The 14,764-nt window shown below is 60.9% G+C and carries 12 protein-coding genes and 1 pseudogene; 7 read left to right on the top strand and 6 right to left on the bottom strand.

The genetic code is table 11. From position 1 onward, the window contains the following. From rimO to VIW95_RS05280, 4 genes are all read right to left on the bottom strand, one after another. A partial coding sequence (rimO, locus tag VIW95_RS05295; protein ID WP_331584379.1) for a 30S ribosomal protein S12 methylthiotransferase RimO occupies window positions 1–1,023 on the bottom strand: 1,023 nt, incomplete at its 3' end. A 111-nt stretch (window positions 1,024–1,134) separates the two neighbouring features. Continuing rightward, a complete protein-coding gene (locus VIW95_RS05290) occupies window positions 1,135–1,830 on the bottom strand; it encodes an outer membrane lipoprotein carrier protein LolA (protein WP_331584378.1) in 696 nt (231 codons plus the stop codon). A gap of 40 nt (window positions 1,831–1,870) precedes the next feature. After that, window positions 1,871–4,114, bottom strand: coding sequence for an FtsK/SpoIIIE family DNA translocase (locus VIW95_RS05285; RefSeq protein WP_331584377.1), 2,244 nt, complete (start codon window positions 4,112–4,114; stop codon window positions 1,871–1,873). Further along, window positions 4,111–5,784 carry a ribonuclease J gene (locus tag VIW95_RS05280; RefSeq protein WP_331584376.1) on the bottom strand — a complete coding sequence of 558 codons (1,674 nt, stop codon included), beginning with the start codon at window positions 5,782–5,784 and terminating at the stop codon, window positions 4,111–4,113. The genes VIW95_RS05285 and VIW95_RS05280 overlap by 4 nt, the downstream gene beginning before the upstream one ends. A 138-nt stretch (window positions 5,785–5,922) precedes the next feature. On the opposite strand from VIW95_RS05280, the gene VIW95_RS05275 reads away from it, so the two are divergent. Then, window positions 5,923–6,390 carry a single-stranded DNA-binding protein gene (locus tag VIW95_RS05275; RefSeq protein WP_331584375.1) on the top strand — a complete coding sequence of 156 codons (468 nt, stop codon included), beginning with the start codon at window positions 5,923–5,925 and terminating at the stop codon, window positions 6,388–6,390. Window positions 6,391–6,482: 92 nt separating this feature from the next. On the opposite strand, the gene VIW95_RS05270 is transcribed toward VIW95_RS05275, so the two are convergent. After that, window positions 6,483–6,971, bottom strand: coding sequence for a hypothetical protein (locus tag VIW95_RS05270; protein WP_331584374.1), 489 nt, complete (start codon window positions 6,969–6,971; stop codon window positions 6,483–6,485). 164 nt (window positions 6,972–7,135) lie between these two features. On the opposite strand from VIW95_RS05270, the gene VIW95_RS05265 reads away from it, so the two are divergent. Continuing rightward, a complete protein-coding gene (locus VIW95_RS05265) occupies window positions 7,136–8,233 on the top strand; it encodes a hypothetical protein (protein ID WP_331584373.1) in 1,098 nt (365 codons plus the stop codon). Between the two features lie 129 nt (window positions 8,234–8,362). On the opposite strand, the gene uvrB is transcribed toward VIW95_RS05265, so the two are convergent. Beyond that, window positions 8,363–10,591, bottom strand: a complete 2,229-nt coding sequence (uvrB, locus tag VIW95_RS05260; protein ID WP_331584372.1) for an excinuclease ABC subunit UvrB — start codon at window positions 10,589–10,591, stop codon at window positions 8,363–8,365. Window positions 10,592–10,855: 264 nt separating this feature from the next. Between uvrB and VIW95_RS05255 the strand changes: the two genes are divergently transcribed. From VIW95_RS05255 to VIW95_RS05235, 5 genes and pseudogenes are all read left to right on the top strand, one after another. Continuing rightward, the gene (locus tag VIW95_RS05255) at window positions 10,856–11,413 is read left to right on the top strand and encodes a hypothetical protein (RefSeq protein ID WP_331584371.1); all 558 of its coding nucleotides are present in this window, start codon (window positions 10,856–10,858) and stop codon (window positions 11,411–11,413) included. A gap of 306 nt (window positions 11,414–11,719) precedes the next feature. Beyond that, entirely contained in the window at window positions 11,720–12,433 is a 714-nt protein-coding gene (locus VIW95_RS05250; protein ID WP_331584370.1) for an OmpA family protein, read from the top strand. A gap of 212 nt (window positions 12,434–12,645) precedes the next feature. Next, window positions 12,646–13,317, top strand: a complete 672-nt coding sequence (locus VIW95_RS05245; protein ID WP_331584369.1) for an OmpA family protein — start codon at window positions 12,646–12,648, stop codon at window positions 13,315–13,317. A gap of 196 nt (window positions 13,318–13,513) precedes the next feature. Next, window positions 13,514–14,197 (top strand): OmpA family protein, encoded by a 684-nt coding sequence (locus VIW95_RS05240; protein ID WP_331584368.1) that lies wholly within the window; start codon window positions 13,514–13,516, stop codon window positions 14,195–14,197. Between the two features lie 196 nt (window positions 14,198–14,393). Beyond that, window positions 14,394–14,764: pseudogene (locus VIW95_RS05235) on the top strand (hypothetical protein); the annotation flags it as partial.

Raw genomic sequence — 14,764 nt, 5'->3', positions numbered from 1 at the left:
ATTTTCTTCGCGCGAGTAAGTGAACACTCCGACCCGATCGAACTGCTGCTCGCGGACAAAATCCATCAGCCGCTCGAAGGCCGCGTCCGTCTCTCCCGGGAAGCCGACGATAAACGAAGTCCGCAGCACCACGCCCGGGATTCGCGCGCGCACGCGCTCGAGCAGCTTGGCGAGCGCAGCGCCCGAGCGCTCGCGGCGCATCGCGCGCAGCATCATGTCGTCGGCATGCTGCAACGGCATGTCGATATACTTCACGACCTTGGGCAGCTCCGCGATTGCGTCGAGCAGCTCGGCGCTCACGAAATTCGGATAGCAGTAGAGCAGCCGAATCCAGCGAAGGTCGTCGATCGTCGAGAGCTCGCGCAGCAGCTCCGCCAAGGACGACGGCTCGTTGAGGTCGCGGCCGTAGGCGGTCAAGTCCTGTGCGATCAAATTGATCTCGCGCACGCCGCCTGCGGCCAGGTTGCGCGCCTCTGCGACCAGGTCGCCAACCGGGCGGCTCTCATGCAGGCCGCGAATTTTCGGAATGATGCAGAAGGCGCACTTGTGATTGCAGCCTTCGGAAATCTTCAAGTAAGACGTGAAGAAATCTCCGGTCTTGACGCGCGGGATTGCCGAGGTCGGCAGCAGATGCGCCGCGCCGGCGTACGGAATCGGCCGCGACTCCGGCGCCTCGGTGCGTCGCAGCAGCTCGGGCAAATCGAGGAAATTGCCGGTGCCGACGAACACGTCCACCTCCGGCATCGTCGCGGCGAGCTCGGTCGCATAGCGCTGCGACAAACATCCAGCGACCACGAGCCGCTTGCCGAAGCCGCGCTTCTTGACCTCAGCCGCCTCGAGGATCGCGTCGATCGATTCTTTCTTGGCCGCCTCGATAAACGCGCACGTATTCACCAGCAGCACTTGCGCCTCTTCGGGATCGAGTGTGATCTCGAACCCGGCGGAGGTCAGCGCGCCGAGCATCAGCTCGCTGTCGGCGAGATTCTTGGGGCATCCAAGCGTGAGCAGGTGAACTTTTTCCATTAACCGGACCGGGAAACTTACGGGGCTTTTAAAGATACTTGTCGCATACTCGCGAGGCAATCGCGCTCCGCGTTTAAGCGCGCTGATCGTCCACTTTAGTGTATCAAATCGTCACGGCGAGGCAGGTGCGTTCACTACGTCCGCGCCGGCCGGCGCGTTGAAGACGAAGTTCGAATCCGGCAGTTCAACATTGTCACGCACGTCGCTGAAAGCGATTTTCGTCACGTCGCCGAGCTGGTCGGTGAGCGTCAATGTCATCAGGTTGTAAGTTGCGGGATCGAGGCCGATCTCAATCTTGTAGCCGCCGGTCTTCGCGTCGAGAATCAGATCGACGAGGCCGGTCGGCGTCGGGGGACGCGCAAACGCCGCCTTGAAGTCGCGGTTGATATTGCCGATTCCCAGCAGGAATGACGTCGCGCTGCTCGATTTGAGCGCGTGCTTCAGCGGTGTCTCGACGACCTGGTTGAGATCCGGATCATAACTGTAGAGGGTCTCGCCGTCGCTGACGATCGTTTGTTTTTCGGGATCGCTGAATTCCCATCGCATGCGGCCGGGTTTGCGAAATGAAACTGTGCCTTGACTTTGTCGCTTGGGCGCGCCGACCGTCGCGATCTCCTCGTTGAATTTCGCCGTAAACGAATTGGTGTCGCGGTAGTGCCGCTGCAGGCGATCGAGCACCTGCTTCAAATCTTTGCTGACAGGCGCTCCCGCGGGAGCCATCGTCTCACATTGACCGGGCGCGGCGGCGGCGACGACGACCAGCAATATCACGACCAGCGGAGCGAGCGCTTTCCAAACTCTGTTCATCCGATGGTTAGACGAAATCCAGGTACGGGACTTCACGCATTCATCGAGCGCTGTGGAGGCGGACTTCGCGCGGCTTGGCGCCGTCGGCCGGCATCACGATTCCTTCCCGTTCCATCTGCTCGACCATCCGCGCCGCACGATTGTAGCCGATTCGAAGCCGCCGCTGGATCATCGAGATCGACGCCTGGTTGGTCTCCATCACGATTCGTACCGCTTCATCATACATTTCGTCCTGCACCTCGCCAGCGAATCCGTCGGCGCCGTCCTCGCCGGGCGGCTTGGTGTCGAGGATTTCCATCCGGTACTCGGGCGCGCCCTGCTCGCGCAGGAAATCGGTGAGCTTGCGAATCTCATGCTCGCCGACAAACGGCCCGTGCAAGCGGCGCAGCTTCGCACTGCCGGGAGGCATGAAGAGCATATCGCCCGCACCGAGCAGGCGTTCGGCGCCGATCGAATCGAGAATCGTGCGCGAATCGACGCGGGACGTCACTTGGAGAGAGATTCGGGCCGGCAGGTTCGCCTTGATTAGGCCGGTGATCACGTCGACCGACGGCCGCTGCGTCGCGAGTATCAGATGAATCCCCGCGGCGCGTGCCTTCTGCGCCAGGCGCGTGATATCGCGCTCGACGGTCTTGCCCTCGCTCAGCAGCAAGTCGGCCAGCTCGTCGATGACGATCACGATCTTCGGCAGCTTGCGATGCTCGATCGCGCCGACCGCCGGTTGATTGGGATCGTCCGACGCCGGTGCACTCTGCCCCGCCATCTTGAGTTGTGCGAGCGACGCGCCCGACGCCAGCGCATGGTTGTAGCCGTCGATATTGCGCACGCCGAGCTCGCGCATCCGCAGGTAGCGCCCCTCCATCTCTTGCGTCGCCCACAGCAGCGCTGACGCAGCCTTCTGCGGATCGACGACGACCGGCACCAGCAGATGCGGAATATTTTCGTACACCGACAGCTCGAGCATCTTGGGATCGACGAGAATCAAGCGCACGTCATCGGCGGTCGCGTTGAAAAGGATCGACGCGATCATCGTGTGCAGCGAAACCGACTTGCCGGTTCCGGTCGCGCCGGCAATCAACAGATGCGGCATCTTGGCGAGATCGGCGGCCACCGGACGACCGGCAATGTCCTTGCCGAGCGCAATCGTGAGTTGACTTTGCGCGGCGGAGAATTCGTCGGCCTCGAGAATCTCGCGCAGAAAAACACGTTCGCGCTTTTTGTTCGGTACTTCGATTCCGACCACGGCCTCTCCCGGCACCGGCGCCTGTATTCGCACTGCGGCGGCTCTGAGAGCCATCGAGAGATCATCCGCCAGATTCACGATTTGACTGACTTTGATTCCGGAGCCCGGCTCGAACTTGTACATCGTGACGACCGGACCCGGCTGCACCTCGACCACGCGTCCCTCGACGCCGAAATCGGCGAGTTTCTGCTCAAGCACGCGCGCGCTGCGCTCGAGCTGGCCCTCGTCCACCTGGGCGTGCTCAGCCGGCGGCAAATCGAGGAGCGACTGCGGCGGAAGTTTGAACGCACCCTTTTGCCGCGGCTTCGCAGCCGCCGCCTTGTCGCGCTTCTCGCGAATATCGAGCAGCCTGACCTTGAGCGGCGACGGCCGGCCGTTGACGCCGTCGGTATCGGACTCGATCTCGTCGCCCGAGCCGAGAGAAAAGGGCATACGAGCGCTGTCGGCGAGTTCAACCTCCTCACGCCGCGAACGCGGACGAATTTTTTTGGCGACTCCTGCGAGCAGCTCGGTCGGCGCCCGCTTGAGCATCAGGGCAAGACCGCAAACGAATCCGAGCGCCACGGCGATCAAGCCTCCCGCGACGTTGATCGAGTTGTTGAGCAAGGTGGCAAGACTCGCGCCGACCTCGCCGCCCATCTTTGCGTCATGCAGATCCCACAACGCACACGCAGTCGCGAGTGCGAGAATCAAAAGGACGCCGCCGCCAATCTCGCGCGCGATCGTGACGATGCGCGCGCCGGTCCACACGCGCTGAGCAAGCCACGCGACCAGTACCATCGCGGTGTACGATTGGTATCCGATGAGGCCGCCGAGCATCGCTGCGATTGCAGCCCCGACCGGTCCGCCGAGGTTGGGACTCCGGCCGATATTGACGCTTACGAGGCTGACCGTGCCGAACGCGGCGAACGCCAGCAGCGCGAGCGCGCACAGCTCGCGAGTAATCCGGCTGCTCGCGGACGGCTCAAGCAAAAGCTCCTCGACCGCCGCCGGCGGCGGCAGTTCGATGACCGTTTTTTCCTTGCGCGCGATGGGGTTCACACCTCCGTCACGTACGGAATCACCAGCGGGCGCTTGCCCAGCTCGTCGCTGAAGTAGCGTCGAATCGCGCGCACGATTTCTTCCTTAACGCGGGAATCGTTCGCATGCAGCGGGCCGCCGAGCGAATTGAGGCGTCGCGTCAATTCTTCCTTCGCGCGACGCATGTGCGCCGAAGTTCCGTCGCCGCTCACCAGGCCTCGTGAAAGGAGATCGGGGCCCGCGACAATCCGTCCGGTTTTCGACGAGAGGACCACAACCGCGGTCACCGTGCCGTCGCGCGCGAGCACCCGCCGTTCGCCGACCACCGCCGGATCGCCGCTATCGACGCCTTCCAGCGCGATGCGGCCGGCCTCGACCGTAAATCCACGACGCGCCTCGCCACCACCGTTGAGAATAAGCGAGTCGCCATCTTCGAGCAGGAAACAATTCTGCTCTGGAATTCCCGCGGCGATCGCGAGCGCGACATGCCGGCTCAGATGACGGTACTCGCCATGAATCGGGACGAAGTGCCGCGGACGCGTCAGCGCGATTAATTCCGTCAACTCGTCCTGGCTGGCGTGCCCCGAAACGTGCACCGGAGCGACGGCGTCGTAAACCACTTCGGCGCCCTGCTTGTACAGGCGATTCACCAGCGTGTTGATGGTGCGCTCGTTGCCCGGAATGAAGCGCGACGACAGCACCACCACGTCGCCCTGCTCGATCCGCACGCGCGGGTGAGCGTCGATAGAAATCTTTGCCAGCGCGGAGAGCGGCTCGCCCTGGCTTCCGCTGGTCAGGTAGCTCAAGCGATTGCCGTCGAGAAACTCAGCCTCTCCCGAGTCCACGAACATCGCTTGCGCAAATGGAAGCTGGCCGGTTTCGAGTCCCAGCCGCGCGCTCTCCACCATCGCGCGACCAAGCGGAACGACGCGGCGACCGAACTCGCGCGAGACCTCGACCACCTGGCGAATCCGATGTAGATGCGACGAAAAGGCCGACAGAAAAAACCTGCCGCGCGCGCGCGAGATCAGCTCGCGCAGCACCGGCTTGAGCGAACTCTCCGAGCCCGAGCGGCCGGGACGTTCTACATTTGTTGAATCCGAGAGCAGCAGCGCGACGCCTTCCGCGCCAAGCTCGGCAAAACGCTCGCGATCGAACATCTGGCCGTCCACCGGAGCGTCATCGATTTTGAAATCGCCGCTGTGAATGATGATTCCCGCCGGCGTGCGAATCGCCAGCGCGATCGAGTTCGGCGTCGAGTGCGTGACGCGAATCGGCTCGACAGTGAACGGTCCGGCCTCGAATACCTTGCGCGGCGTGATCGTGCGCAGATCGACCGGATCGTCGAACTCCGCATCGGCGAGGCGCCGGCGGGCGAACGCGAGCGTAATGTCGGTACCGTAAACGGGAACGTTGAAGCGGTGCAGCAGATGCGGCAGCGCGCCGATGTGATCCTCGTGCGCATGCGTGAGCACCACCGCCTCGACCGCAACGTGGCTGCGCTCGAGCCACGCCATCTCGGGGATATAAGTTCCCATTCCGAGCGCGGGCTCGTCGGGGAACATCACGCCGCAATCGATCACGATCGCGCGCCCGGCGCATTCGATCGCCATCAAGTTTAGGCCGATCTCGCCGAGCCCGCCGAGGGCTACGATTCTGACCGGCGCGGTCGTGGAAGTGCTTGCCGCCATCGCCCTATCCTGCCTCCGCACCGAGCGGAATTATATCGGTCGGGGATCGGCTGCGAAAGCCGCTGTGCATCCAACCGACACGCTGAACTTGCCTTGAGAACGGGGCGGGACTACTTTTCGAGGAATGAGGTGGCGAAGATGGCGGCGTCGGTAAACAAGGTAATACTCATCGGAAATCTCGGGCGCGATCCCGAAACTCGCTTCACCAACTCGGGCTCGTCGGTCACGAGCTTTTCAATCGCGACCACGGAGTCGTTCGCCGACAAGAGCGGCACGCGGCAGGAACGCACCGAGTGGCACAACATCACGGTGTGGGGCAAACAGGGCGAGGCCTGCGCGCAGTACCTGAAGAAGGGCAGCTCTGCTTACATTGAAGGTCGAATCAGTTACCGCGAGTACGAAGCCAAGGACGGCAGCGGCAAGCGTAAGGCCACTGACATTGTCGCGATGCGCGTGCAGTTCCTGAGCTCGCGCGGCGGCGCTCCAGCGGGCGACGACGCCGGTGGTTTCGGCGGCGGCGCGGCGCGCGGTCGTGCGCCTGCTGGTGGAGGCGCAGGCGGAGGCGACGACGTCGCGCCGATGGACGACGAAGACATCCCGTTCTAGACCAATAGCCGCTTCCAAATTTAGGAATTAAAAAAAGGGCCGCCAGAGTTGGTGGCCCTTTTGGCTCTTTCGAGTTAGTGAGCTAGAGCGTACTAGTCGCGACCTTCGGCGTGCTCGACCGCTTCATGCTGATCGTGCGCGCGCTCGATGGCGTGATCTGCTCCGACGGCTTCGTTATTCACTTCGTCGACTTTGCTGTCCACTTTCCCGCGGATCGTATGATGGCGGTACTCGTTGCGTTCGTGCCGGCGATGCGCCGCGTCGACGGCATTCACGGCACCGACGGTCCCGTTCCTCACCTCATCGACCTTCTCATCGACGTCGCGTGCGACCTGGGCGATCTGGATGCCGGGGACAGGCTTGATGACGGTATTGGTATGGATAAGTGGTGGCACCGAAGCGCCTGCTGAAATTGTAAAAGCGCCAAGAGAAATTGCCAACGCCGCCCCAACGACAATCTTTCCGGTTAAAATCTTCATAGTGCGGCCTCCTTGGCCCTGCCAAAGAAACAGCAATAACCATTCCACCCAATGAATAGCAGGGTTTTTGGCCTTCGATTGAGATTTCCAGCATCTACGCATTGCGCCCCTCGGAAACATTTACCGAAGGTTTTTTCGGCGTCCACGACGCTCTGACATTGCGGGCTTGGCTGGCGGTTAACTGGGGGTGCGTATAGGTTGAACCTGCACTGAGATTGATTTGTAAGCGAAAGGCGGGAACTGCGTTCTTCGTTTTTGGGGGGATCATGACTCGGACCAGGACAATCAGGATTCGTGCGCTCACGCTCGCGATCGCCGCGACGTTCGCCTTCTCAGCACAAATCGCATCGGCCAAGACCAACCCGCAAGGATTGTGGGTCGGCGGATACAAATACTTCTCGGAATTCCAGGGAAACGCGCTTTTGAACAGCGGCACACCTAAGGCTCGCCTTGCCTTCGGGAGCCAAGTCTACAACGGACCATTTTCAATCGCCTTCGATGGGCACGGAAACCTCTGGGCCGTATTTCAGAGCATCAACAATAATCTCCCCCCACCAGCGCTCGAAATCACCAAAGGCGACCTCGCCGCGCTCGCAAGCCATAAGAGCGCAAAGGCTAAGCTCATCACGATCAACGGAAATCCAACAGATCAGTTCGTAATACCCGTGAGTATAGACTTTGACGCGGAGGGAAATCTCTGGGTCATCGACGATGGAAGGCGAGTCGTTGAGCTTCTTGCCAATGAGCTAAAAAAGACCAGCACACAAAGCGCCGCCGTATCTATTGCCTCGCAAGTCGCCAGCCCCACGAAGTTGCGTTTCGACAGATCCGACAACCTCTGGGTGGTCGAGTTCCCGCTGCCTTTCGATCCCTCGCATCCGATGATCTGCCGGTTCACCCCAAGCGATCGTGCAGTTAGTGGTTTCAATCCGAGTCTGATTGTGAATTTGCCAGATGTGACGATCCCCGTCGTGGACTTCGCCTTCGACAGCGCAGGAAATTTGTGGGTAGCGGGACCCGGTCCTCACGGTGACGAAATCGCGATGGTTTCCGCGAGCGACCTCAGCGGTTCCGGGGAAATTTCTCCATCCGCCGCGGTGACCATCAACTCCGCGGCGTTCGGTCTTCTCGATGGCACAGGTTCATGTATTGGCGGCATCGATTTCGATCACTCGGGCAATCTCTGGGCATCAGTGGGCGCCGACAACGCAGACTGTAGTTCTGATACGCAGCTCGTCCAGTTCACCCCGAGCCAGTTGAGCACCGGCGGAAATCTCACTCCGACCGTAATCATCGGACAAAACGCTAGCAGGACTAATCTTTTTGTTCCGGGCCCGCTCAGATTTGGCCCGAACGTCCCCTGATAACAAAGCAGGCCGCAGGCCGATCCGGATCCCGCCTCCCACGTTCGTCAGGGGAGGTCGACGCGCGCCCGCGCGCGGCGGGCGGAGGACCTTTGGTTCTGAATTCCGAGCGCTTGGCAGGAGCTCCTACTACTTCGGATTGTCGGGTATCAGCTTCAGCTTGCTCTGCTTGGTGGGGCGCGATGCGCCGGCGGCGGCGCCAGTGGCTGCGCCTGCGCCGCGACGGCCCCGGGTTTTCGTCGCCATCGTTTTTTCGACGGTGTCTTTCTTGCCTTCGTACTTCGGCTGATGGGCGGAGCCGGGCGGGAGCGACGGTTGCACCGGACGGCGCGGCTGATCCATTCCGAAGGCGTGGCGCTCCAGCTTCTTGATCTGATCGCGCAGGTCGGCGGCGCGTTCGTAGTCGAGTTTTTCCGCCGCTTCCATCATTTGCTGGCGCAGTGCGGTGATTCGATCCGGTAGTTCGTGCGCCGGGATGAACTCTTCGTCGTGTTTGTCGTCGCCGATTTCGGGGACCACTGCCCACTCCGGCGAGTACATCTCGACCAGCGATGCGTCGATCGCTTTGATGATCGACGTGGGCGTGATGCCGTGCTGCTCATTGTATGTGACCTGCTTGGCGCGCCTGCGGTAGGTCTCGTCGATCGCCTGTTTCATCGACTTCGTAACGACGTCCGCGTACATGATCACGCGACCGTTGATATGGCGGGCGGCGCGGCCGGTCGTCTGAATCAGCGAGCGCGCCGAACGCAGGTAGCCTTCCTTGTCGGCGTCGAGAATCGCGACCAGCGACACCTCGGGCAGATCGAGGCCCTCGCGCAGCAGGTTGATTCCGACCAGTACGTCGAACTCGCCCTTGCGCAGGCTGCGGATTATCTCGACCCGCTCGATGGTCTCGATATCCGAATGCAGGTAGCGCACGCGGATGCCGAGGTCGTGGTAGTAGTCGGTCAAATCCTCCGCCATTTTTTTCGTGAGGCAGGTCACCAGCACGCGCTCGTTGACGGCGACGCGTTTGTGGATTTCCTCGAGCAGGTCGTCGACTTGCGTCCCCGCCTTGCGCACTTCGATTTCGGGATCGATGAGTCCGGTCGGCCGAATGAGCTGCTCGACGATCAGGCCGGATGATTTCTCCTGTTCGTAGTCGCCGGGCGTCGCCGAAACGTACACCGCCTGCGCGACGTGTGACTCCCATTCCTCGAAATTCAAGGGGCGGTTGTCCAGCGCAGACGGCAGGCGGAAACCGAAATCGACCAGCACCGACTTGCGCGAGCGGTCGCCGCGATACATCCCGCCGATTTGCGGAACCGTCACATGACTCTCGTCGATGAAGAACAGCGAATTGTTCGGGAAGTAGTCGAGCAGCGTCGGCGGCGCCTGTCCGGGCAGGCGGCCGGTCAGATGCCGCGAGTAGTTTTCGATTCCGGGACAGAAGCCCATCTCGGCCAGCAGCTCGAGGTCGTACATCGTGCGCTGTTCGAGGCGCTGGGCCTCCAGCAGGCGGTTCTCGGTGCGGTAGAACTCGAGGCGCTCCTTCAGTTCGGCGCGGATGTCGCGCACCGCGACTTCCATCCGATCCGACGTCGTCACGTAATGCGACGCCGGGTAGATCGCGACGCTCTGGAGCTTGCGGATCACCTTGCCGCGCAGCGCGTCGATCTCAAACATCGCCTCGACCTGATCGCCGAAGAACTGGACCCGCACTGCGCGCTGCTCTTCGTAAGCCGGGAAAATCTCGACGGTGTCGCCGCGCACGCGAAACGTCCCGCGATGAAAATCGTAGTCGTTGCGCTGATAGTGAAGATCCACCAGCTTGCGCAGCATCTTGTCGCGGTCGATGGTTTGACCCTCTTCCAGGAACACCACCATTTCGAAATACACTTCGGGCTCGCCGAGGCCGTAGATGCACGAGACGGACGCCACGATCAGCACGTCGTTGCGCTCGAGCAGCGCCTTGGTCGCGGAGTGGCGCAGCTTGTCGATCTCGTCGTTGATGCTCGCATCTTTCTCGATGAAAGTGTCGGTCGAGGGCACGTAAGCTTCGGGCTGGTAGTAGTCGTAATACGAGACGAAGTAGCGGACCGCATTTTCCGGGAACAGGCTCTTGAACTCGTTGTAGAGCTGCGCGGCGAGCGTCTTGTTCGGGGCCATCACCAGCGTGGGACGGTTCACGCGCGCTACCACGTTAGCCATCGTGAACGTCTTGCCGGAGCCGGTGACGCCGAGCAGCACCTGGTGCGGAACCTTGTCGATGAGATTGGCGACGATCGACTCGATCGCGGCCGGCTGGTCGCCTTCAGGCTTATAGCCCGAGACCAGTTTGAAAATTCCCTCTTTACCGCGCGCCAGCGAAAGCATGATGAATCAAATATTTTAGCAGGGTTACCGTCTATTGCGAATTCGCAACGGTAGAGTAAACAAGTCCCGCGACAACGGCTGACACCGGCTACCCGAAAACCGACCACGCCTGCACCTTTTCGTCTAACCCGAATCCTCCCCCCCCGGAAAGGAGGTGCACTTCCCGCGGATTTGCTAGGATGCAACGCCAGCAAACAGTGGCATATCGGTTGCTGTTGTCGGAACCAGATAGAAAACCGGAGGAGGCGTCACAGGAGACTACATATGAAGCATCTCAAGATCATGCCGGCCGTTTTGATTGTGCTGATCGCGATGGCGATGCCGTCGATCTCGGCGGCCCAGTACTACCACGAAGAGCGCTTGGATCACTTTATCGATTCACGTCCCGACTTGAGGGCCCAGATCCAGCGAAATCCCGACCTGATCTACAACAAGGCGTGGCGGGAAAAGCATCCTGACCTGGAATCCTTCATGCAGCAACATCCCAACGTCTGGGGAAAGATGCCCAACAGCGGTCGATGGGGCGCCTATGGCCCCGATCACACTTGGCACGAGGCAGACTGGTGGCATCAGAACGATCCCGGTTGGATGTACAAGAACCATCCCGAATGGGTCGAGGCTCATCCTGACTGGAGAGGCGACGGCGACTTCGATGAGCATCACGAATGGCACGATCGCGATTGGTGGCACGACCATCACCCCGATTGGGTCAATGCGCATCATCCGGATTGGTACAAGCATCCGTACGAGCATCCGATCGCTGCCGAGGAGCACAAACACGAGGTCGAACGCGAACAGCATCACGATCACGACCACCATTAAATCGATACAGAAGACCGCGCCGGATCCCGTGTTTATGGGCGTCCGGCGCGGCAGTTAAGCCAGATCGAGCGAACCAGCCGCGCGACTTCGCCGATACTTATCCACAGCCAGACCCAGGCTGCGCCGGCCAACCCAGGCAAAAATCTCGCCCGCTAACCCCCCTGACGTGTTGCATTCTTGTTGCGAATATAACTATATTTCCCCGTCAATTGGGTGGGGTTATACCCGTTTGCACATGGGTTCGCTGTTTGAGGGCAAGTGAGGGGTTCACTTCGCGCGTAGACGCTCTCGGGTGAGGAGGAGTTCATGAGACTGAAATCTAGGCTTTTGAATACGGTCGCTGCCGTCGCTGGCGCGGCACTATTTGCGTCCAGCATGAGCGGTTGCGCTTATCTGGAACAGCCGCGCAAGTGGGGAAGCTGCGCTATCGTCGGAGGATTGCTTGGCGCGGGCGCGGGCGCCGCCGCCGGAATTGTCATCGACGATAATGCGCATGGCAGTCACAACAGCAGCAATGATTCCCGAGTTTGGGCTGGTCTGGGTGGAGCAGCTGCAGGCGGTCTAATCGGCGCGGTCGCTGGCCACTACATCTGCGACGAAATAATCCAGCCGCCACCTCCACCGCCGCCGCCACCTCCACCGCCGCCGCCTCCACCGCCTCCTCCGCCGCCGCCGGTCAAGGAGAAGCTGGTGCTACGCGGTGTGCATTTCGACTTCAACAAGTCGAAGATTCGTCCGGGTGACGCCGCCGTTCTGGATGAGGCCGCAACTACTCTGAAGGCCAATCCGAACGTGACGATCAACGTCAACGGCTACTGCGATGCGATCGGTGGCGAGGAATACAACCTCAAGCTGTCGGATCGGCGTTCCGACGCAGTCGTGGATTACCTGGTGAAGGCCGGTATCCCGTCGAGCCAGTTGATTCCGCACGGGTATGGCAAGACGAACTTCGTCGCCACCAACGACACGGCTGAGGGTCGCGCTCAGAACCGCCGCGTCGAGCTGGTACCGAACGAGTAAGTCGGGCCTGGACTGAAACGCCTGTTACCGGCCGCAGTCCCTTAAGTGGGACTGCGGCCGTTTTTTTGTGTCGATTCTGTTTTGTTGCGAAACTATTACGAGTCGCGGTCTATTGGACGTGTTCAAGTTCCTAATAGACCCGAGTCCCGAAAAGAGGCAGAATTGGCCACGTTTGCTTCCGGAACAACTTGAACTTGATGGAGGAAGTATTGGTGATTAGCTGGAAAAACTGGATCGGCGCCGGAGCGACTGTCGTACTGCTGACAGTCTCCTCATGCGCGTCATGGACACCTCAACAGAGGGAGTACACCGCGGGTGGCGCGGCCGCCGGCGCGCTTATCGGCGGCGGTCTCGGTTGTGGAATTGCGGCGGGAGCAAGTGGATCCGCGGAGAGTTATGAGATTGGATGCCCCACCGGCGTGGTCATTGGAGCTCTGCTGGGCGCGGTGAACGGCTACCTGCTGGCACCGAAGCCGGCTCCCCCTCCAGCGCCGCCACCGCCCCCACCTCCGCCGCCACCTCCGCCGCCACCTCCGCCGGTCAGGCAGAAGCTGGTGCTGCGCGGTGTGCATTTCGATTTCAACAAATCCAGGATTCGACCGGGCGATGCTGCCGTGCTGGATGAGGCCGTCTCAACTCTGAAGGCCAATCCTAACGTGACGATCAACGTCAACGGCTACTGCGATGCGATCGGTGGCGAGGAGTATAACCTCAAGCTGTCGGATCGGCGCTCGGATGCGGTCGTGGATTACCTGGTGAAGGCCGGTATCCCGTCGAGCCGGTTGATCCCGCATGGCTACGGCAAGACCGACTTTGTGGCCACCAACGACACGGCTGAAGGTCGCGCTCAGAACCGTCGAGTCGAGTTGGTGCCTAACGAGTAACTCGGGCCAGAACTAGAACGCCTGTTACCGGCCGCAGTCCCATAAGGGGCTGCGGCCGCTTTCGTTTGCTTTGAGGAATTATTACGACTCTAGCGATATAGGACGACTTCGCTTCCTTATTGGACCTATCGCTCCAGAAGTGTCACAATCCTGCAAGTTTATTTTCGGCAATGGCTTAACCTCGGGAGGGTTCTTCATGGCTAGATCGAAAAACTGGATTTGCGCAGCGCTGGGCGTCGTTCTCCTTACGGTGTCGGGCTGCGCGAATATGTCGCAGCCGCGGCGCTGGGGGACATGCGCGATTGTCGGAGGACTCCTCGGCGCGGGTGCGGGCGCGGGAATCGGAGTCGCAATCAACGAGAACACTGGTGACCACGAAAACAATGTTGCGTTGGCCACCGGCATCGGCGGTGCAGGCGCGGTTCTCGGCGCACTTGCCGGACATTATATCTGCGATCCTATAATCCAACCGCCGCCACCACCGCCGCCACCACCGCCACCTCCGCCGCCGCCACCGCCTCCTCCGCCGCCTCCGGTCAAGGAGAAGCTGGTGCTGCGCGGTGTGCATTTCGACTTCAACAAATCCAGGATTCGGCCGGGCGATGCTGCTGTGCTGGATGAGGCCGTCTCGACTCTGAAGGCCAATCCTAACGTGACGATCAACGTCAACGGCTATTGCGACGCGATCGGTGGCGAGGAGTACAACCTCAAGCTGTCGGATCGGCGCTCGGATGCCGTCGTGGATTACCTGGTGAAAGCCGGTATCCCGTCGAGCCAGTTGATTCCGCATGGCTACGGCAAGACCGACTTTGTGGCCACCAACGACACGGCTGAGGGTCGCGCTCAGAACCGTCGAGTCGAGTTGGTGCCTAACCAGTAAGTCGGGCCAGAACTAAAACGCCTGTTACCGGCCGCAGTCCCATAAGGGGCTGCGGCCGCTTTTCTTTGTAAACCAACCATTAGGTAATTTTCGTTAATTTATAAATTCGCTCGTCAATGGACCTGGCTTGCCAAAAATGGCAGAATCCGCAAGGTTCGTTTTGCGGAAATGGCTTGAATTCTGCGGAGGGGTATCCGTGCATAAGTGGAAAAATTGGGTGGGCGCATTCGCGACTATCGTTCTGTTGACGGTTTCGTCGTGTGCGTCGTGGTCGCCTGAGCAGAGGTCTTATGCCACGTGGGGAGCAGTCGACGGCGTAATCGCCGGTGCCGGGCTTGGATGTGGAATTGCTGGGGGAGTAAGTGGCTCCGCAGAGAGTTATGAGATTGGATGCCCTGTGGGAGTCGTCGGGGGCGCGCTGATCGGCGGCACGATCGGCTACTTGCTGGCGCCGAAGCCGCATCCAGTTCCGCCGCCACCTCCACCGCCCCCACCGCCGCCTCCACCGCCTCCTCCGCCGCCACCTCCCGTAAGGCAGAAGCTGGTGCTGCGCGGTGTGCATTTCGA

The organism is Binatus sp. (SeqCode) (genome assembly GCF_036522015.1).
Taxonomy (GTDB): domain Bacteria; phylum Desulfobacterota; class Binatia; order Binatales; family Binataceae; genus Binatus.
Note: the sequence above shows the minus strand (reverse complement) of the source record. Positions and strands in the feature narration are given on the sequence as shown.